This is a genomic window from Streptomyces thermodiastaticus (assembly GCF_014656135.1).
GTDB lineage: Bacteria > Actinomycetota > Actinomycetes > Streptomycetales > Streptomycetaceae > Streptomyces > Streptomyces thermodiastaticus.
In genome coordinates this window covers 42,618-59,855 of sequence record NZ_BNBV01000005.1, presented here as the reverse complement: position 1 = coordinate 59,855, position 17,238 = coordinate 42,618, and the positions used below count along the sequence as shown (strand labels likewise).

Annotated in this window: 24 protein-coding genes; 1 reads left to right on the top strand and 23 read right to left on the bottom strand. The window is 69.2% G+C overall.

The annotated features are described in order from the left end of the window. Position 1 precedes the first annotated feature (1 nt). The 21 genes from rpsE to IE286_RS06975 all read right to left on the bottom strand — a co-directional run bounded on the left by rpsE (position 2) and on the right by IE286_RS06975 (position 10,420). Positions 2–607 (bottom strand): 30S ribosomal protein S5, encoded by a 606-nt coding sequence (gene rpsE, locus IE286_RS07075; RefSeq protein WP_014674381.1) that lies wholly within the window; start codon positions 605–607, stop codon positions 2–4. Between the two features lie 42 nt (positions 608–649). After that, complete coding sequence (gene rplR / locus IE286_RS07070) at positions 650–1,033, bottom strand: 50S ribosomal protein L18 (protein WP_189795755.1); 384 nt, start codon at positions 1,031–1,033, stop codon at positions 650–652. Between the two features lie 3 nt (positions 1,034–1,036). Further along, the gene (gene rplF, locus IE286_RS07065; protein ID WP_189795754.1) at positions 1,037–1,576 is read right to left on the bottom strand and encodes a 50S ribosomal protein L6; all 540 of its coding nucleotides are present in this window, start codon (positions 1,574–1,576) and stop codon (positions 1,037–1,039) included. 24 nt (positions 1,577–1,600) lie between these two features. After that, positions 1,601–1,999, bottom strand: a complete 399-nt coding sequence (rpsH, locus tag IE286_RS07060) for a 30S ribosomal protein S8 (protein WP_028420766.1) — start codon at positions 1,997–1,999, stop codon at positions 1,601–1,603. 213 nt (positions 2,000–2,212) lie between these two features. After that, positions 2,213–2,398 (bottom strand): type Z 30S ribosomal protein S14, encoded by a 186-nt coding sequence (locus IE286_RS07055; protein ID WP_003956452.1) that lies wholly within the window; start codon positions 2,396–2,398, stop codon positions 2,213–2,215. Between the two features lie 5 nt (positions 2,399–2,403). Beyond that, positions 2,404–2,964: a 50S ribosomal protein L5 gene (gene rplE, locus IE286_RS07050; RefSeq protein ID WP_125496508.1), complete on the bottom strand. Its 561-nt coding sequence runs from the start codon at positions 2,962–2,964 to the stop codon at positions 2,404–2,406. Continuing rightward, the gene (gene rplX, locus IE286_RS07045; protein WP_125496509.1) at positions 2,964–3,287 is read right to left on the bottom strand and encodes a 50S ribosomal protein L24; all 324 of its coding nucleotides are present in this window, start codon (positions 3,285–3,287) and stop codon (positions 2,964–2,966) included. The genes rplE and rplX overlap by 1 nt, the downstream gene beginning before the upstream one ends. 2 nt (positions 3,288–3,289) lie before the next feature. Next, entirely contained in the window at positions 3,290–3,658 is a 369-nt protein-coding gene (gene rplN / locus IE286_RS07040) for a 50S ribosomal protein L14 (RefSeq protein WP_003998823.1), read from the bottom strand. Between the two features lie 99 nt (positions 3,659–3,757). Then, positions 3,758–4,042, bottom strand: a complete 285-nt coding sequence (gene rpsQ / locus IE286_RS07035; protein ID WP_189795753.1) for a 30S ribosomal protein S17 — start codon at positions 4,040–4,042, stop codon at positions 3,758–3,760. Continuing rightward, entirely contained in the window at positions 4,042–4,266 is a 225-nt protein-coding gene (gene rpmC / locus IE286_RS07030) for a 50S ribosomal protein L29 (RefSeq protein ID WP_007494763.1), read from the bottom strand. The genes rpsQ and rpmC overlap by 1 nt, the downstream gene beginning before the upstream one ends. Continuing rightward, positions 4,266–4,685 carry a 50S ribosomal protein L16 gene (rplP, locus tag IE286_RS07025; RefSeq protein ID WP_028420770.1) on the bottom strand — a complete coding sequence of 140 codons (420 nt, stop codon included), beginning with the start codon at positions 4,683–4,685 and terminating at the stop codon, positions 4,266–4,268. The genes rpmC and rplP overlap by 1 nt, the downstream gene beginning before the upstream one ends. A gap of 5 nt (positions 4,686–4,690) precedes the next feature. Next, on the bottom strand, positions 4,691–5,515 hold the full coding sequence (gene rpsC / locus IE286_RS07020) for a 30S ribosomal protein S3 (protein ID WP_189795752.1): 825 nt from the start codon (positions 5,513–5,515) through the stop codon (positions 4,691–4,693). After that, positions 5,515–5,862, bottom strand: a complete 348-nt coding sequence (gene rplV / locus IE286_RS07015; RefSeq protein WP_189795751.1) for a 50S ribosomal protein L22 — start codon at positions 5,860–5,862, stop codon at positions 5,515–5,517. Before rplV ends, rpsC begins: the two co-directional genes overlap by 1 nt. Positions 5,863–5,902: 40 nt before the next feature. Continuing rightward, positions 5,903–6,184, bottom strand: a complete 282-nt coding sequence (rpsS, locus tag IE286_RS07010; RefSeq protein ID WP_125496514.1) for a 30S ribosomal protein S19 — start codon at positions 6,182–6,184, stop codon at positions 5,903–5,905. A 12-nt stretch (positions 6,185–6,196) separates the two neighbouring features. Next, a complete protein-coding gene (rplB, locus tag IE286_RS07005) occupies positions 6,197–7,033 on the bottom strand; it encodes a 50S ribosomal protein L2 (RefSeq protein WP_189795750.1) in 837 nt (278 codons plus the stop codon). A 39-nt stretch (positions 7,034–7,072) separates the two neighbouring features. After that, positions 7,073–7,492 carry a 50S ribosomal protein L23 gene (rplW, locus tag IE286_RS07000; protein ID WP_125496516.1) on the bottom strand — a complete coding sequence of 140 codons (420 nt, stop codon included), beginning with the start codon at positions 7,490–7,492 and terminating at the stop codon, positions 7,073–7,075. After that, a complete protein-coding gene (rplD, locus tag IE286_RS06995) occupies positions 7,492–8,151 on the bottom strand; it encodes a 50S ribosomal protein L4 (RefSeq protein ID WP_125496517.1) in 660 nt (219 codons plus the stop codon). The genes rplW and rplD overlap by 1 nt, the downstream gene beginning before the upstream one ends. Before the next feature lie 8 nt (positions 8,152–8,159). Continuing rightward, positions 8,160–8,804 carry a 50S ribosomal protein L3 gene (gene rplC / locus IE286_RS06990; protein WP_125496518.1) on the bottom strand — a complete coding sequence of 215 codons (645 nt, stop codon included), beginning with the start codon at positions 8,802–8,804 and terminating at the stop codon, positions 8,160–8,162. 18 nt (positions 8,805–8,822) lie between these two features. Then, positions 8,823–9,131 carry a 30S ribosomal protein S10 gene (gene rpsJ / locus IE286_RS06985; protein ID WP_003948644.1) on the bottom strand — a complete coding sequence of 103 codons (309 nt, stop codon included), beginning with the start codon at positions 9,129–9,131 and terminating at the stop codon, positions 8,823–8,825. 452 nt (positions 9,132–9,583) lie between these two features. Continuing rightward, positions 9,584–9,820, bottom strand: a complete 237-nt coding sequence (locus IE286_RS27860) for an alpha/beta hydrolase (protein ID WP_189795749.1) — start codon at positions 9,818–9,820, stop codon at positions 9,584–9,586. A gap of 105 nt (positions 9,821–9,925) precedes the next feature. After that, positions 9,926–10,420, bottom strand: coding sequence for a MarR family winged helix-turn-helix transcriptional regulator (locus IE286_RS06975; protein ID WP_189795748.1), 495 nt, complete (start codon positions 10,418–10,420; stop codon positions 9,926–9,928). 350 nt (positions 10,421–10,770) lie between these two features. Here IE286_RS06975 and IE286_RS06970 point away from each other — a divergent pair, with 350 nt between their 5' ends. Beyond that, positions 10,771–12,288: an MFS transporter gene (locus IE286_RS06970; protein WP_189795747.1), complete on the top strand. Its 1,518-nt coding sequence runs from the start codon at positions 10,771–10,773 to the stop codon at positions 12,286–12,288. 91 nt (positions 12,289–12,379) lie between these two features. On the opposite strand, the gene gdhA is transcribed toward IE286_RS06970, so the two are convergent. Together gdhA and IE286_RS06960 are read right to left on the bottom strand one after the other, a co-directional pair. Further along, a complete protein-coding gene (gdhA, locus tag IE286_RS06965) occupies positions 12,380–13,759 on the bottom strand; it encodes an NADP-specific glutamate dehydrogenase (protein WP_267969429.1) in 1,380 nt (459 codons plus the stop codon). A gap of 262 nt (positions 13,760–14,021) precedes the next feature. Beyond that, the gene (locus IE286_RS06960) at positions 14,022–17,156 is read right to left on the bottom strand and encodes a glycosyl hydrolase 115 family protein (protein WP_189795745.1); all 3,135 of its coding nucleotides are present in this window, start codon (positions 17,154–17,156) and stop codon (positions 14,022–14,024) included. Positions 17,157–17,238 lie beyond the last annotated feature (82 nt).

Genomic DNA, 17,238 nt, shown 5'->3' with positions numbered 1-17,238 from the left:
ATTACGCACCCACCCCGGCACGAGCGCGCAGCAGGGCCGCGGGGGCGACGTCCTCCAGCGGCAGACCGCGGCGGGCCGCGATCTCCTCGGGACGCTGCAGGCCCTTGAGGGCCTCCACGGTCGCGTGCACGATGTTGATGGCGTTGTCGGAGCCGAGCGACTTCGACAGCACGTCGTGGATACCGGCGCACTCGAGCACGGCACGCACCGGACCACCGGCGATCACACCGGTACCCGGGGAAGCCGGCTTGAGCAGCACGACACCGGCGGCCTTCTCGCCCTGGATCGGGTGCGGGATGGTGCCCTGGATCCGGGGGACCTTGAAGAAGTGCTTCTTGGCCTCCTCGACGCCCTTGGCGATGGCGGCCGGCACCTCCTTGGCCTTGCCGTACCCGACACCCACGGTGCCGTCACCGTCGCCCACCACGACCAGCGCGGTGAAGCTGAAGCGACGACCACCCTTCACAACCTTGGCGACGCGGTTGATCGCGACGACGCGCTCGACGTACGCGGTCTTCTCGGCGGCAGCAGCGCCGCCGTCACGGCCCTTCCGGTCCCGCCGCTCGCCGCCACCGGCACCGCTGCCGCGGCGCTGGGGTCCAGCCATTGGAATTACCTCTCTCTGTTTCCGCTAGCTAACGGAACCGGCTCAGAACTTGAGCCCGGCCTCGCGGGCGGCGTCCGCCAGGGCGGCGATGCGCCCGGCGTACTGGTTGCCACCACGGTCGAACACGACGGCCTCGACACCCGCGGCCTTGGCACGCTCGGCGACCAGGGCGCCGACCTTCTTGGCCTGCGCGGACTTGTCGCCCTCGCCCCCGCGGATCGAGCTGTCCAGGGTGGACGCCGACGCCAGGGTGTGACCCTTGATGTCGTCGATCACCTGGGCCACGATGTGCCGGTTGGAGCGGGTCACGACCAGACGGGGACGCTCCGCCGTACCGGAGACCTTCTTGCGGATCCGGATGTGACGGCGCTTGATCGCGGCGCGCTTGTAGGCGTCGCCCTTGAGGATCTTCTGCCCGTATGCCATGGCTTACTTACCCGCCTTTCCGACCTTGCGGCGGATGACTTCGCCCTCGTACCTGACGCCCTTGGCCTTGTACGGGTCGGGCTTGCGCAGCTTGCGGATGTTGGCCGCCACCTCGCCGACCTTCTGCTTGTCGATGCCCTCGACCGAGAAACGGGTCGGGGTCTCGACCTTGAAGGTGATGCCCTCGGGTGCCTCGACGGTGATCGGGTGGCTGTAGCCGAGCGCGAACTCCAGGTTCGGGCCCTTGGCCGTCACGCGGTAACCGACACCGCTGATCTCGAGCTTCTTCACGTAACCCTGGGTCACGCCGGTGATCATGTTCGCCACCAGCGTGCGGGACAGGCCGTGGAGAGCCTTGTTCTGACGCTCGTCGTTGGGGCGGGTCACCCGCAGGGTGCCGTCCTCGCCCTTGACGACCTCGATCGGCGCCGCGACGGTGTGGGTCAGCTCGCCCTTGGGGCCCTTGACCTTGACCGTACGGCCGTCGATGGTGACGTCCACGCCGGCGGGAACCGCGATGGGGAGCTTGCCGATGCGCGACATAGCTGTTTCCTCCGTTCCCTTCCGTTACCAGACGTAGGCGAGGACTTCCCCACCCACGCCCTTCTTGCCGGCCTGCTTGTCGGTGAGGAGACCGTGCGACGTGGAGATGATCGCCACGCCCAGGCCGCCGAGCACCTTCGGCAGGTTGGTGGACTTCGCGTACACCCGGAGACCGGGCTTGGAGATCCGCTTGATGCCCGCGATGGAGCGCTCGCGGTTCGGGCCGTACTTCAGCTCGAGAACGAGGTTCTTGCCGACCTCGGCGTCCTCGGTCCTCCAGCCGGTGATGAAGCCCTCCTGCTGGAGGATCTCCGCGATGTGCGACTTGATCTTCGAGTGCGGCATGGTCACGGTGTCGTGGTATGCCGAGTTCGCGTTCCGCAGACGCGTGAGCATGTCTGCGATCGGATCAGTCATGGTCATGAATTGGCCTTGGGCCTCTCTCGCCGGGGTTTCCTGGTGCGCCATCCCTCTCCCCGATCCGAGACGGGACGGGTGCGGCGCGGTGGACCTACGGCGTAGTAAGTCGTACGGGCGGCGGCAGGCGCCCAACCCCCCAAGCCTAAGCCATGGGAGCTGGGCGTCTGACCGCCCTGTCTGCTTACCGAGAGCCCGGTGAATCCCTGTGGTGGGGGATTACCAGGAGCTCTTGGTCACGCCCGGCAGCTCGCCGCGGTGGGCCATCTCACGAAGGCACACACGGCACAGGCCGAACTTGCGGTACACGGAGTGGGGACGGCCGCAGCGCTGGCAGCGGGTGTACGCGCGCACACCGAACTTCGGCTTGCGAGCGGCCTTCGCGATGAGAGCCTTCTTCGCCATCTCGCTCACGCCTCCTTGAACGGGAAGCCGAGGTGACGGAGAAGGGCACGGCCCTCTTCGTCGTTGGTCGCCGTGGTCACCACGGTGATGTCCATACCCCGGACGCGGTCGATCTTGTCCTGGTCGATCTCGTGGAACATGACCTGCTCCGTGAGACCGAACGTGTAGTTGCCACGGCCGTCGAACTGCTTGGGGGACAGACCGCGGAAGTCGCGGATGCGCGGCAGCGCCAGCGACAGGGTGCGGTCCAGGAACTCCCACATGCGGTCGCCACGGAGCGTGACGTGGGCACCGATCGGCTGGCCCTCACGCAGCTTGAACTGCGCGATGGACTTGCGGGCCCGGGTGACGGCCGGCTTCTGGCCGGTGATCGTGGCGAGGTCGCGCACGGCGCCCTCGATCAGCTTGGAGTCGCGGGCGGCGTCGCCCACACCCATGTTGACCACGATCTTGACCAGGTTCGGAACCTGCATGACGTTGTCGTACTTGAACTCGTCACGCAGCTTCTGGACGATCTCGCCCTTGTACTTCTGCTTCAGACGCGGAGTCACGGTGGTGGTCGTCATCAGATGTCCTCACCCGTCCGCTTGGCAACGCGGATCTTGTTGCCGTTCTCGTCGAAGCGGTAGCCGACGCGCGTGACGACCTTCTTGCCGTCCTTCTCCACGACCAGCATCACGTTGCTGACGTGGATCGGGGCCTCGGTGGTCACGATGCCGCCGGCCTGCGAGCCGCGGGCGGTCGGCCCGGCCTTGGTGTGCTTCTTGACCCGGTTGACACCCTCGACCAGGACGCGCTCCTCGCGCGGGTAAGCGGCAATGACCTTGCCCTGCTTGCCCTTGTCCTTGCCGGTGATGACCTGGACCAGGTCGCCCTTCTTGATCTTCATGCTCACAGCACCTCCGGCGCGAGGGAGATGATCTTCATGAACTTCTTCTCGCGCAGCTCACGGCCGACCGGGCCGAAGATACGGGTGCCACGAGGGTCGCCGTCGTTCTTGAGAATGACAGCGGCGTTCTCGTCGAAGCGGATGTACGAGCCGTCCGGACGGCGGCGCTCCTTGACGGTGCGAACGATGACCGCCTTGACGACGTCACCCTTCTTCACGTTGCCACCGGGGATCGCGTCCTTGACGGTGGCGACGATGACGTCACCGATACCCGCGTAGCGGCGACCGGAGCCGCCGAGCACACGGATGCAAAGGATCTCCTTCGCCCCCGTGTTGTCGGCGACGCGCAGTCGCGACTCCTGCTGGATCACGTCTATCTCCTGATCGTCTGCCGGTTCCCCGGGGGGCCGCTCATGCCGAGCGGACCCCCGGAGCCTGGCGGAACTGACCTGCGGGTTTGCCCGCAGGAATTACTTGGCCTTCTCGAGGATCTCGACGACGCGCCAGCGCTTGGTCGCGGACAGCGGCCGGGTCTCCATCAGGAGGACGCGGTCGCCGACGCCCGCGGCGTTCTGCTCGTCGTGCGCCTTGAGCTTGTTGGTACGGCGGATGACCTTGCCGTACAGCGCGTGCTTGACGCGGTCCTCGACGGCGACGACGACGGTCTTGTCCATCTTGTCGCTGACGACGTAACCCTCACGGGTCTTGCGGAAACCGCGCTCGGTCTTCTGCTCAGTCACGTTGTTCTCGCTCATCAGGCGTTCTCCACCGTCTCGATGCCGAGCTCACGCTCACGCATGAGGGTGTAGATCCGGGCGATGTCCTTGCGGACCGCCTTGAGACGGCCGTGGTTCTCGAGCTGGCCCGTCGCCGCCTGGAAGCGGAGGTTGAACAGCTCTTCCTTGGCCTCGCGGAGCTTGGCGAGAAGCTCCTCGTTGCCCAGCTCGCGCAGCTCGGACGCCTTGGTACCGGCCGACATCACGCTTCACCTGCCTCGCGCTTGACGATCCGGCACTTCATCGGCAGCTTGTGGGCCGCACGGGTCAGCGCCTCACGGGCGATCTTCTCGTTGGGGTACGACAGCTCGAACATGACGCGTCCGGGCTTGACGTTGGCGACCCACCACTCCGGAGAACCCTTACCGGAACCCATGCGGGTCTCGGCCGGCTTCTTCGTGAGCGGACGGTCCGGGTAGATGTTGATCCAGACCTTGCCGCCACGCTTGATGTGACGGGTCATGGCGATACGGGCCGCCTCGATCTGGCGGTTGGTGACGTACGCCGGGGTCAGCGCCTGGATGCCGTACTCACCGAACGCAACCTGCGTGCCACCCTTGGACATACCGGTGCGCTTCGGGTGGTGCTGCTTGCGGTGCTTGACCCTACGGGGGATCAGCATGTCGGTCAGGCCTCCGTTCCGGTGCTCTCAGCCGGAGCGGCAGCGGTCTGGGCCTCGGCCTTGGGGGCCTCGGCGGCCGGAGCCTGCTGCTGCTGCGGCTTGCGACCGCGCCGGTCACCGCGACCGCGCGACGGGCGGTCGGAGCCACCGCGGGACGGGCGGTTGCCCGCACGGGCGGCGGCGTTCTCGGCGCGGACCTCGGCGATGTTCTTCACGTCGCCCTTGTAGATCCAGACCTTCACACCGATGCGGCCGAAGGTCGTCTTGGCCTCGAAGAAGCCGTAGTCCACGTTCGCGCGGAGCGTGTGCAGGGGCACGCGGCCCTCGCGGTAGAACTCCGAGCGGGACATCTCGGCGCCGCCGAGGCGGCCACCGCACTGGATCTTGATGCCCTTGGCGCCGGCCTTCATCGCCGACTGCATGCTCTTGCGCATGGCGCGGCGGAAGGAGACGCGGGAGGAGAGCTGCTCGGCGACGGCCTGGGCGACCAGCTGAGCGTCGGTCTCGGGGTTCTTCACCTCGAGGATGTTCAGCTGGACCTGCTTGCCGGTGAGCTTCTCGAGGTCGCCGCGGATGCGGTCGGCCTCGGCGCCACGGCGGCCGATGACGATGCCCGGACGCGCGGTGTGGATGTCCACGCGGACGCGGTCACGGGTGCGCTCGATCTCGACCTTGGAGATGCCGGCGCGCTCCATACCGGACGTCATCATCCGACGGATGGCGACGTCTTCCTTGACGTAGTCCTTGTACAGCTTGTCGGCGTACCAGCGGCTCTTGAAGTCGGTGGTGACACCGAGCCGGAACCCGTGCGGGTTTACCTTCTGGCCCATTACCGGGTTCCTTCCTTGCTGCTGACGACCACGGTGATGTGGCTGGTCCGCTTGCGGATCCGGTACGCGCGGCCCTGGGCGCGCGGACGGAACCGCTTCAGGGTCGGCCCCTCGTCGACGTACGCCTGGGAGACGTACAGGCTGTCGACGTCCGTGTGGTCGTAGTTGTGCGCGGCGTTGGCGATGGCGCTGTCGAGCACCTTGCCGACCGGCACGGAGGCTGCCTGCGGAGCGAATCGCAGGACGGCCTGGGCCTCCGTGGCGCTCATGCCACGGATGAGGTCCACCACGCGGCGGGCCTTCATGGGCGTGACGCGGATGTACCGCGCCTGGGCCCTGGCTTCCATGGTTGTCCCTTCAGTTACTTGCGTCTCTGTTGCGATCCGCTTAGCGGCGCTTCGACTTCCGGTCTTCCTTGACGTGGCCCCGGAAGGTGCGGGTCGGCGAGAACTCGCCGAGCTTGTGGCCGACCATCGACTCGGTGATGAACACCGGGATGTGGGTCTTGCCGTTGTGCACCGCGATCGTGTGGCCGAGCATGGCCGGGACGATCATCGAGCGGCGGGACCAGGTCTTGATGACGTTCTTGGTGCCGGCTTCGTTCTGGGCGTCCACCTTCTTCATCAGGTGGTCGTCGACGAAGGGCCCCTTCTTCAAGCTACGAGGCATCTCAACCCGTCCTTAGCGCTTCTTGTTCGTCTTGCGGCGGCGGACGATGTACTTGTTGCTCGCCTTCTTGGGAGAACGAGTACGGCCTTCCTTCTTGCCCCACGGGGACACCGGGTGGCGGCCACCGGAGGTACGGCCCTCACCACCACCGTGCGGGTGGTCGACCGGGTTCATGACCACACCACGCACGGTCGGGCGGACGCCCAGCCAGCGCTTGCGGCCGGCCTTGCCCCAGTTGATGTTGCTCTGCTCGGCGTTGCCGACCTCGCCGACGGTGGCGCGGCAGCGCACGTCGACCAGACGGATCTCACCGGACGGCATGCGCAGGTGGGCCATCGAGCCCTCCTTCGCGAGCAGCTGCACCGAGGCGCCGGCGGAGCGGGCGAACTTGGCGCCGCCGCCCGGCCGCAGCTCGATGGCGTGCAGCGTGGTACCGACCGGGATGTGCCGCAGGGCCAGGTTGTTGCCCGGCTTGATGTCGGCCCCGGGACCGTTCTCGACGCGGTCGCCCTGGTTCAGGCCACGCGGCGCGAGGATGTAGCGCTTCTCGCCGTCCGCGTAGTGCAGCAGCGCGATGCGCGCGGTGCGGTTGGGGTCGTACTCGATGTGCGCGACCTTCGCCGGCACGCCGTCCTTGTCGTGACGACGGAAGTCGATCACGCGGTAGGCGCGCTTGTGGCCACCGCCCTGGTGGCGGACGGTCACACGACCGGAATTGTTACGGCCGCCCTTGCTGTGCAGGGGACGGACCAGCGACTTCTCCGGCGTGGACCGCGTGATTTCGACGAAGTCGGCGACGCTGGCGCCACGACGGCCAGGAGTCGTCGGCTTGTACTTGCGGATACCCATTTCTCAGTCCTCGTCCGATATCGGACGGTCAGGCCGCCGTCAGGCGGTCGGACCGCCGAAGATGTCGATACGGTCGCCCTCGGCGAGGGTCACGATCGCGCGCTTCGTCGCCGCGCGCTGGCCGAAGCCGGTGCGGGTCCGCTTGCGCTTGCCCTGGCGGTTGATCGTGTTGACCCCGGTGACCTTGACCTCGAAGACCGCCTGGACGGCCTCCTTGATCTGGGTCTTGTTGGCACGCGGGTCGACGATGAACGTGTACTTGTTCTCGTCGAGGAGCGCGTAGCTCTTCTCCGAGACGACCGGCTTGATCAGGACGTCACGGGGGTCCGTGTAGGCCTTGCTCAGCGGGGTCTCGACAGTCTTCTTGCCCTCGGTGGCGTGACGGCGCGCCTTGGCGAGACGCGCGGCCTTGGCGGCCTTGGCAGCCTTGGAGGCGATGGAGGGGTGACGCGCAGCCATCAGGCCTCGCTCCCTTCGGTGTCGTTGGCCTTGTTCGGGCCGGCGACGAAGGACTCGAAAGCGGCCTTGGTGAAGACCACGTCGTCCGAGACGAGAACGTCGTACGTGTTCAGCTGGCCCGGCTCCAGGATGTGGACCTGGGGCAGGTTGCGGGCGGACAGCCACGCGGCCTCGTCGGAGCGCTCGGCGACGAGCAGCAGGTTCTTGCGCTCGCTGATCTTGCCGAACAGCGCCTTGGCGGCCTTGGTGGACGGGGTCTCGCCCTCGATCACGCCGGTGACGACGTGGATCCGGTTGTGGCGGGCCCGGTCGGTGAGGGCGTGGCGCAGGGCCGCGGCCTTCATCTTCTTCGGGGTCCGCTGCGAGTAGTCGCGCGGCACGGGGCCGTGCACGACGCCACCGCCGGCGAACTGCGGCGCGCGGGTCGAACCCTGGCGGGCGCGACCGGTGCCCTTCTGGCGGTACGGCTTCTTGCCACCACCGCGGACCTCGCCGCGGGTCTTGGTCTTGTGCGTGCCCTGACGGGCGGCGGCCAGCTGCGCGACGACGACCTGGTGGATCAGCGGGACGCTGATCTTCTCAACGCCGAAGATCTCCGCGGGGAGCTCGACGGAACCGGCCTTCTCGCCCGCCGGCGAAAGGATGTCAACAGTGCTCATCGGTTACCTCAGGCCCCCTTGGCCGCGGTGCGGACCAGGACGAGGCCGCCGTTCGGACCGGGAACCGCGCCCTTGATGAGCAGCAGGCCCTTCTCCGCGTCAACGGCGTGGACGGTCAGGTTCTGGGTGGTGACCCGCTCGTTGCCCATGCGACCCGCCATGCGGAGGCCCTTGAACACACGGCCCGGGGTGGCGCAGCCGCCGATGGAGCCGGGCGAGCGGTGCTTGCGCTGGGTACCGTGCCCGGCGCCGAGGCCACCGAAGTTGTGGCGCTTCATGACACCGGCGAAGCCCTTGCCCTTGCTCTTGCCGGTCACGTCGACCTTGGTACCGGCCTCGAACACCGCAGCGGTGATCTCCTGGCCGAGCGTGTACTCGGAGGCGTCCGACGTGCGGATCTCGACGAGGTGACGACGCGGGGTGACGTCGGCCTTCGCGAAGTGGCCCTTGAGGGGCTTGTTCACCTTGCGCGGGTCGATCTCGCCGAAAGCGAGCTGGACGGACTCGTAGCCGTCGCGGTCGTTCGTACGGATCTGGGTGACGACGTTGGGCCCGGCCTTGACGACGGTGACCGGGACGACACGGTTGTTCTCGTCCCAGACCTGCGTCATGCCGAGCTTCTCGCCCAGGATGCCCTTGATCTGCTTAGCCATCTCTTCAGATCACCGGCCTCAGAGCTTGATCTCGATGTCGACACCGGCCGGGAGGTCGAGTCGCATCAGAGAGTCAACGGTCTTGGGGGTCGGGTCGAGGATGTCGATCAGGCGCTTGTGCGTACGCATCTCGAAGTGCTCGCGCGAGTCCTTGTACTTGTGCGGCGACTTGATGACGCAGTACACGTTCTTCTCAGTGGGCAGCGGCACCGGGCCCGCGACCGACGCACCGGTCCGGGTCACCGTCTCGACGATCTTCTTCGCCGAGGAGTCGATGACCTCGTGGTCGTAGGCCTTGAGCCGGATGCGGATCTTCTGTCCCGCCATGGCTACTTCGTAGTCCTGTCTCTTCTCACGCTCTGGAACCCGGCGGTTTCCGTTGCCCTCTCCTCCGACCCACGCGGTCGGGCGTGTCGCGCCTCCGCTGACACAGATGTCCCTTGTCGAACATCCCTGCGGGATTGCGACGGCCCCTCCGGAACCGCGGACCGGGAGCAAAAGGCCCACCGGGTGCCTGGCCGGTGCCGCGCCCACGCTTCCCGGAAGATTCCCGTACTTCCAACCCACGCAAGGTTGACGAGTACCGTGGGACTCGCTTCCGGTCCTCCCGGCGGGAGGCGCGCAGCATCAACACTCGACCGAGCAACTCGGACAGTCTGCCACAGGGGACCGGGGACTGGCCAATCGGAGTCGAAGAGATTACCCCGCTGGGGGACGGGATCAAACTTCGTGACGCCATGATGCGCCGGGAGGCAAAGGCTTCGTCAAGATCGGCGCGATCAGTACTGTGTGGTGAGGTCCGTGCCCTCGGGCGCCCGCCAGCAGCCCGAGACGACGATGTCGTCGGCCGCTAAATGCCCGGGAGCCTTGGACGCGGCGCCCACGGTGGTGGAGCCGTAACTGTGGCCGATGACCGTGGTGTGGCTGGCCTCCGGCCCACCCTGTGCTGTGCTGCCTGCAGCCCGTCCAGAAAACGCGGCGGCACACCGCCGGCCGACGGCCACTGTGCCGCCCATCCACCGCAGAACATCACGCCCACACGTGCGTAGCTCGCCGCTGAAGCCCCGCACCGCGGCGTGAGGGGACCGGAGGACGGAGAAGAACAGCACCCTACGCCGGGCTCAGGTCGGCCGACCGCAGTGCAGGTGGCCGGCGGAGAGGATGCGGCCCGCGGCCTTGCGGGCGCAGTAGATGGTTCGCAGGGCCTCGGTCAGGGCGCGGGCGGAGGCGGCATCCAGAGGGGCGAGGAAGTCGCGTTCGACGCGTTCGCGGGCCTGGTCCGCCTCGCGGAGGCAGGTCAGGCCCTCGGGGGTGAGGGTGACGACGTTGCGGCGGCGGTCGCGGTCGCTGCGCCGGCGTTCCACGTAGCCCTTCTTCTCCAGGGAGTCGATGACGCCGACCATCGTCGTGCGGTCCATGCCGATCTGTGCGGCGATCTCCAGCTGGGACGGCTGCTCCCGGGCGGCGTCGATGACCGACATCACGGCCAGTTCGCGCGGGAGGAGGCTGAAGGGCGCCAGCGCCTCCTCCATTGCGCCCGCGATGCCGACGTAGGCGTGTTTCAGCAGATACCCGAGCCTCCCGGCCAGGACATCGGGGAGACACACGTCCTTCATGGCCGCAGGCTACACTAGATGCACCATCAGCATTACTGACGATCTATGAGCATGACGGATCGGGGGGTCCGTTTCGCGTGCCGGGAGACGGGAGACCCGGCGCACCTCAGACCGGCACGACGCCGGAGAGAAGTCCGCGGCAGGAGTCCCGCGGCTTCTCACCACCACGACCACTCTTCGACGCGACGCGGGAGCAGTGACGCGCTCGGGGCCACACGTGCCCGGAGGAGGGCGTCCGCGCGCCCGTCGCCCGGACCACGACGGCGTGCCGGGCGACGGCGCCGTGTGCCCCGCGCTCCGATACAGCCACGTTTGCACACCCTCGTGACCAAGGAAGTGACGTTCACTTCATGACTGATTCGCCCACGGCCGCCCCGATACGGACGGCCCCGGCCACCGATGCCACCGGTGGCTCCGCTCCCGACCCCCGCCGCTGGTGGGGGCTGGTGATCATCGCCCTGGCCCAGCTGATGGTCGTGCTCGACGCGACCATCGTGAACATCGCCCTGCCGTCCGCGCAGAAGGCTCTCGGCATGACCGACGGCAACCGGCAGTGGGTCATCACCGCCTACACCCTGGCCTTCGGCGGCCTGCTGCTGCTCGGCGGGCGCATCGCGGACCTGGTCGGCCGCAAGCGCACCTTCATCATCGGCCTGGTCGGCTTCGCCGTCGCCTCCGCGATCGGCGGCGCCGCGCAGAGCCCTGGCCTGCTCTTCGGCGCCCGCGCCCTGCAGGGCGTCTTCGGCGCGGTGCTGGCTCCGTCCGCGCTGTCGCTGATGACGACGACGTTCACCGACCCGCGTGAGCGCGGCAAGGCGTTCGGCATCTACGGCGCCATCGCCGGCGCGGGCGGCGCGATCGGCCTGCTGCTGGGCGGCGTGCTGACCTCGTACGCGAACTGGCGCTGGTGCCTGTACGTGAACATCCCGATCGCGATCGTGGCGGTGATCGGCGCCGCCCTCCTGCTGCGGGACCGCCCCGGCCACAGCGACGTCACGCTGGACGTGCCCGGCGTGATCCTCGGCTGCGGCGGCCTGGTCGCCCTGGTCTACGGCTTCTCCGAGGCCGAGCCGCGCGGCTGGAGCGACGGCCTGGTGCTGGGCCTGCTGGCCGGCGGCGTGGTGCTGCTGGCGGCGTTCGTGCTGTGGCAGACCAAGGCGAAGTCGCCGCTGCTGCCGCTGCGCATCCTCGCCGACCGCAACCGTGCCGGCTGCTTCCTGACCATGGGTCTGGCCACGATCGGCATGTTCGGGCTGTTCCTGTTCATGACCTACTACCTGCAGGACATCCTCGGCTACTCGCCGGTGCGCAGCGGCCTGGCGTTCCTGCCGATGTCCGCGTCGATCATCATCGGCTCCACGCAGATCTCCGCCCGGCTGCTGCCCCGCACCTCCCCGCGGCTGCTGATGGTGCCCGGCATGCTGCTGGCGGCCTGCGGTCTGGTGGTGCTGACCCGGCTCGGGGTCGACTCCGCCTTTGTCACGCATGTGCTGCCCGCCGAGATCCTGCTCGGCCTGGGCATGGGCCTGACCTTCATGCCGGTGTTCTCCACCGCGACCCACGGCATCCGCCCGCAGGACGCCGGTGTGACCTCCGCGATGGTCAACACCTCGCAGCAGGTGGGCGGTTCGCTGGGCACGGCGCTGCTGAACACCATCGCCACCTCGGCCACCACCACCTACGTCGGCAGCCACCTGACCGACCCCTCCCGCAGGACGCAGGTGCTGCGCGAGGGCATCGTGCACGGGTACACCCAGGCCATCTGGTGGGGTGTGGCCGCGATGCTGCTCGCCGCGGTGGTCTCGGGCGTGCTGATCATCGCGCGTCCGGCCCGGGGCGGCGCCCCGATGGCGGCCTCCGCGCACTGACATCCCGTCGGGACCGCACACACAGCCGCGCCCCGCTCCGTGCTGCTGCGGAGCGGGGCGCGGCCGTTGCACGGGACGAGGAGCGGGGCCGTCAGATGACGCCCTGGGCGATCATCGCGTCGGCCACCCGCTCGAAACCGGCGATGTTCGCACCGGTCACGTAGTCGCCGGGGACGCCGTAGCGCTCGGCGGTCTCGTGGCAGGTGCGGTGGATGTCGCCCATGATGCGCGCGAGTTCCTCCTCGACCTTCTGGCGCGACCAGGTCGTACGGGAGTGGTTCTGCGCCATCTCCAGGGCGCTGACGGCGACACCGCCCGCGTTGGCCGCCTTGCCCGGGCCGAAAGAGACCCCGGCCTGCCGCAGCAGGCGCACGGCCTCGGGCGTGGCCGGCATGTTGGCGCCCTCGGAGACCACCTTCACGCCGTTGCGCACCAGCGTGGCGGCGTCCTGCTCGCCCAGCTCGTTCTGGGTGGCCGAGGGCAGGGCGACGTCGGCGGGCACCTCCCAGACCCGGCCGCCGGGCACGAACGTGGCGGAGGCGCCGCGGCGTTCGGCGTAATCGGACACCCGGCCGCGCTCGACCTCCTTGACCTGCTTGAGCAGCTCCACGTCGACGCCCTTGTCGTCGACGACATAGCCACTGGAGTCCGAGCAGGTCAGCGGGTTGGCGCCGAGCGCGTGCAGCTTCTCCATCGTGTAGATCGCCACGTTCCCGGAGCCGGAGACGACCACCGTCTGCCCCTCCAGGTCCTCGCCGCGCTCGCGCAGCATGGCCGCGGCGAACAGGACGTTGCCGTAGCCGGTGGCCTCGGGGCGGACGGCCGAGCCGCCCCAGCCGGTCCCCTTGCCGGTGAGCACGCCGGCCTCCCAGCGGTTGGTGATCCGCCGGTACTGCCCGAACAGATAGCCGATCTCCCGTCCGCCGACGCCGATGTCACCGGCCGGCACGTCGGTGTGCTCACCGAGGTGCCGGTGCAGCTCGGTCATGAACGACTGGCAGAACCGCATGACCTCCGCGTCGCTGCGGCCGTGCGGGTCGAAGTCGCTGCCGCCCTTGCCGCCGCCGATGCCCAGGCCGGTCAGGGCGTTCTTGAAGATCTGCTCGAAGCCGAGGAACTTGATGATCCCGAGGTCGACGGAGGGATGGAAACGCAGGCCGCCCTTGTACGGGCCGAGCGCGCTGTTGAACTCCACCCGGAAACCGCGGTTGACGTGGACCCGTCCGTGGTCGTCCTGCCACGGCACCCGGAAGATGATCTGCCGTTCCGGCTCGACCAGCCGCTCGAGGAGACCGGGGTCGGCGTACTCCGGCCGGGCGGCCAGCACCGGGGCGAGCGTGTCCAGCACCTCGCGCACGGCCTGGTGGAACTCCGGCTGAGCGGGATTGCGGCGCTCGATCTCGTCGCGGAGGGCGTCGAGCCGGGCCTGGATTGCGGTTCGCGTCGTCACGTGGCCCCTTTCTGGCACCATGAGCTGATCAGCGCTCGGCGCCGTTGCCGCGCGCGGGGACGCTTCAGTGTTACCCGCGTGTAAACGCCAAGGACACCTCCGGGCGTTCATGGGATCCGTCATACGCAACGTCGCCCTCGACGTGCCTTCCCAGGACCGGCCCGGCGGGCGCCGCACGCGGGCGGGCGGGCGGTCCATGCAACCGCCCGGAAACCCAGAGGTCCCGGCCCGGCCGTCGGATCCGCGCGGGCCGGGCGGCCCCCTCCACCGCCCGGCCGGGCCGTCAGCGGATCCGCCGGCTCTCCGCGGGCCCCAGGTAGGTCTCCGGCAGGCCGCCCGTGTCGATGAGCAGCCGCTGGACGACCACCGTGGGGTCCACCGCCCAGAAGACCAGGCGGTGGGTGCCCGGACCGGTCAGCCGGTGCCGGGTCGCCGTGCGGTTGACGTTGTCGGAGGTGTTGCGCGCCCACTGGATGTTCATGGTCCCGTCGTCGGAGCCGGTGGCGGCGATGATGTCCACGGTCTGCGGCGGCGCGTCGTCGAACGACACCGCGTAGCGCAGGGCGCCCCCGGTCGGCAGGGCCGGGTTGCGCGGGGACAGCTCGGCCCAGACGGTGACCTCGCCGCCCGGCTTCACCGTCAGCAGCGTCACCTCGTACTCCAGGCGGGCCGCGTTCTTCCGGCCCGGCACCTGGGTCGGTGCCGTCACCGGCCACAGGGTCATGCCCGAGGTCGTCCGGCCGATGCCGTCCAGGCGGCGCCAGGTGCCCACGGCGCGGTCGTGGTGCTCGGCGTCGACGGCGACGTAGCCGCCCGCCTCGACGAAGCCCTTCAGGCCCCGCCGGGAGGGGGTGCGGGCCGTGCAGGTCACGGTCACCGACTCGCCGGCGCCGCTGACGGTCAGGGTGGCCCGTGCGCCGTCGTGCGGCACACGCGCGAAGTCGGCGCGGACCTCCAGCCGCACCTGCTGCCGCACCCGGCCGCGGGGCCGGTCGACCGACAGCCAGGCAGCGGAGGTCTCCACCCGGTAGTCGAAGGAGGTCCGGCCCCGGTTGAAGATCTCCACGTACTGCTGCGGGCGGGTCTGGTACGGGCTGAACTCGGGAAGTTCCGCCTGCCTGCCCTGGGCGCCGCCCGGCCACCACAGGCCCGCGTCCTCCGCGCCGTCCACGGACACGCCGAGCGCGGCCGCCTCGGGCACCTCGATCCGCCGCACCGCCGGGAACAGCACGTCCGGCAGGGCCACGCTGTTCTTCTCCGGCTGCTGCCAGCCGGCGTCGGGGCCGTAGCGGTCGACGTCGCCGTAGTCGATGTGCGGCTGGGTCTGAAAGCCCTTCCATTTGCCGTCGGCCACCTGCTCGTTGAAGCGGTCGGCGAGGGCGAAGTCCCGCCGCAGGCCGTCCTCGGCCTGCTGGGCGAGGTCGTTGGTGGCGGCCCGGCCCTGGCGGGCGTAGAGGAGGTTGGTGAACTCCGCCTGCCGCAGCGCGTACAGGTTGGCGGTGGCCTCCACCTCGTAGCCGACCAGCTCGAACCAGGCGTCCTGGAGCCGGCCGGGCAGGCGCCGCGCCACCCGGTCCGCCTGCTTCGCCAGGTCCTGCCACTCCTTGGTCACCCGTTCCAGCTCGCGGTGGGCGAAGTAGTACGGCGTCTGCTGGTCGTCGTAGACGACCTCGCCGTCGCGCAGGGTGATGCGGCGGTTGAGCAGCTCCGGTTTGCGGCGGGCCTGGAGCCGGCCGTAGGAGGACAGGATCTGCGCGATGTCCTCGGCGGCCGACTCGCCGAAGTTCTGCCGGGCGTAGCGCCGTTCCCACTCGGTGAGCCGCTCCTGCGGCCAGCGGTCGGGGTCCCAGGCGTAGGTGAGGAAGAACTCGGTGGGCAGTTCGTTGCCCTTCAGGTCGCCGACGTTCGCCACCCACAAGCCGTGGTTGCCGTAGGCGTGGGCCTGCTGCAGCTGGTCCCAGACGTTGGTGAGGTCGGCGGTGTCGACCCACTTGTAGTTGCGGCCGACGCCCACGTAGTCGAAGTGGTAGTACAGGCCGTAGCCGCCGCGGCGGGCCGGCTCGGCGGGGTCGGGGTGCTTGCGGATGTTGCCCCAGTTGTCGTCGGTGAGCACCACGGTGACGTCGTCGGGCACGCGCAGGCCGCGGTCCCAGTAACGCTGGACCTCCTTGTACAGGGTCCACACCTGCGGGGTGCGGTCGGCGGGCTTGCCGGTGACCTCCTCGATGATCCGCCGCTGGGCCGCGATGATCTGCTGCATCAGCTCGATGCCGTCGCCGTCGGGCAGGCTGGTGTCGCCGTTGCCGCGCATGCCGAGGGTGACCACCCCCTCGAAGCCCTGGTCGACCATGCGCCGCATGCCCTCGCGCCAGTACTGCTCGATCGCCTCGGCGTTGCGGACGTAGGACCACTCGCCGGTGCCGCCGAAGGGGTCGTGGCCGGGAGTCACGATCGCGCCCGAGGAGTCGCGCACGGCGGGGGTAGCGTGCCGGTTCCACTCCTCGATGCCGCGCATCATCGGCGCCTCGTGGGAGGTGCCCATGACGATGCCGTACTCGGAGGCGCGCTTGTGGTTGTCGGGGTCGTCCTCGGCGAAGGCCCGGCCCCACACGGCCGGCCAGAGGTAGTTGGCCTTCAGGCGCAGCAGCAGTTCGAAGACCTTGGCATAGAAGTCGGCGGTGAAGCCGCCCGGGTAACCCTCGGCCTTGCCGGGGCCGAAGTAGGCGGGTGCCCAGGTGCCGAGCGCCGGGTTCTCGTCGTTGACGAAGATGCCCCGGTACTTCACCGCGGGGGTGCCCTGGGTGTGGCGGCCCGGCAGGATCCAGATGCGGTCGCGGTGGACGGGCGGGACGTCGTCCCACCAGTACCAGGGGGAGACGCCGATGCCGTACGAGACGTCGTAGACGCCGAAGATCGTGCCGCGCGGGTCGCTGCCCGCGATGACCAGGGCCTGCTCGACGCCGGGCACCGGGTGGTCCACGACGGTCTGCAGCGAGGTCTCCCAGCGGCCACGCACGCCGTCGACGTCCAGCTTCCCGGAGCGGATCAGCGCGTCGACGAGCGGGCTGCGGCCGATGGTCCCGACGAGGACGGCGCGGCGGGCGATCGTCCTGCCGGGGCGCACCCCCGTGACCCGTGCGATGTCGGCGCGCAGGTCCTCGGCGGCCCGGACCACCCCTGGATGGTCGTCGTCGCTCACCAGGACCGGGGCGCCGACCAGCGCGAAAGCGCCGGGGTGCGGGCGGTGGGCGGCGAAGGAGACGTAGGCTCCCCAGTCCGTCACCCGCAGCGCGCCGGCCTGCTCCCGGCCGGCCTCCTCCCCCGCCGCCCACGCGGGTGTCCCCGCGGCCAGGGACATCGCCGGCACCGCGGCCAGACCGGCTCCCAGGACGGCTCTGCGGCTGACGTGCGCAGGCATGGCAGACCCCTCTCACCCGAATTTGGTCAGCGGCATGACAAATAGTGAGGGCAGTGACGCACGGGGACCAGGGGTCGGAGGG

Bases quoted from the DNA above. Each gene is read 5' to 3' on its own strand.
- rplC (WP_125496518.1), bottom strand. From the start codon at position 8,804: ATGGCTAAGCAGATCAAGGGCATCCTGGGCGAGAAGCTCGGCATGACG.
- rpsQ (WP_189795753.1), bottom strand. From the start codon at position 4,042: ATGAGCGAGAACAACGTGACTGAGCAGAAGACCGAGCGCGGTTTCCGC.
- rplB (WP_189795750.1), bottom strand. From the start codon at position 7,033: ATGGGTATCCGCAAGTACAAGCCGACGACTCCTGGCCGTCGTGGCGCC.
- rplD (WP_125496517.1), bottom strand. From the start codon at position 8,151: ATGAGCACTGTTGACATCCTTTCGCCGGCGGGCGAGAAGGCCGGTTCC.
- rpsE (WP_014674381.1), bottom strand. From the start codon at position 607: ATGGCTGGACCCCAGCGCCGCGGCAGCGGTGCCGGTGGCGGCGAGCGG.
- rplV (WP_189795751.1), bottom strand. From the start codon at position 5,862: ATGGAAGCCAGGGCCCAGGCGCGGTACATCCGCGTCACGCCCATGAAG.
- rpsJ (WP_003948644.1), bottom strand. From the start codon at position 9,131: ATGGCGGGACAGAAGATCCGCATCCGGCTCAAGGCCTACGACCACGAG.
- rpsH (WP_028420766.1), bottom strand. From the start codon at position 1,999: ATGACCATGACTGATCCGATCGCAGACATGCTCACGCGTCTGCGGAAC.
- rpsS (WP_125496514.1), bottom strand. From the start codon at position 6,184: ATGCCTCGTAGCTTGAAGAAGGGGCCCTTCGTCGACGACCACCTGATG.
- gdhA (WP_267969429.1), bottom strand. From the start codon at position 13,759: ATGGTGCCAGAAAGGGGCCACGTGACGACGCGAACCGCAATCCAGGCC.
- rpsC (WP_189795752.1), bottom strand. From the start codon at position 5,515: ATGGGCCAGAAGGTAAACCCGCACGGGTTCCGGCTCGGTGTCACCACC.
- rplF (WP_189795754.1), bottom strand. From the start codon at position 1,576: ATGTCGCGCATCGGCAAGCTCCCCATCGCGGTTCCCGCCGGCGTGGAC.
- rplR (WP_189795755.1), bottom strand. From the start codon at position 1,033: ATGGCATACGGGCAGAAGATCCTCAAGGGCGACGCCTACAAGCGCGCC.
- IE286_RS07055 (WP_003956452.1), bottom strand. From the start codon at position 2,398: ATGGCGAAGAAGGCTCTCATCGCGAAGGCCGCTCGCAAGCCGAAGTTC.
- rpmC (WP_007494763.1), bottom strand. From the start codon at position 4,266: ATGTCGGCCGGTACCAAGGCGTCCGAGCTGCGCGAGCTGGGCAACGAG.
- rplP (WP_028420770.1), bottom strand. From the start codon at position 4,685: ATGCTGATCCCCCGTAGGGTCAAGCACCGCAAGCAGCACCACCCGAAG.
- IE286_RS06975 (WP_189795748.1), bottom strand. From the start codon at position 10,420: ATGAAGGACGTGTGTCTCCCCGATGTCCTGGCCGGGAGGCTCGGGTAT.
- IE286_RS06960 (WP_189795745.1), bottom strand. From the start codon at position 17,156: ATGCCTGCGCACGTCAGCCGCAGAGCCGTCCTGGGAGCCGGTCTGGCC.
- IE286_RS27860 (WP_189795749.1), bottom strand. From the start codon at position 9,820: ATGGGCGGCACAGTGGCCGTCGGCCGGCGGTGTGCCGCCGCGTTTTCT.
- rplE (WP_125496508.1), bottom strand. From the start codon at position 2,964: ATGACGACCACCACCGTGACTCCGCGTCTGAAGCAGAAGTACAAGGGC.
- rplX (WP_125496509.1), bottom strand. From the start codon at position 3,287: ATGAAGATCAAGAAGGGCGACCTGGTCCAGGTCATCACCGGCAAGGAC.
- rplW (WP_125496516.1), bottom strand. From the start codon at position 7,492: ATGGCTGCGCGTCACCCCTCCATCGCCTCCAAGGCTGCCAAGGCCGCC.
- IE286_RS06970 (WP_189795747.1), top strand. From the start codon at position 10,771: ATGACTGATTCGCCCACGGCCGCCCCGATACGGACGGCCCCGGCCACC.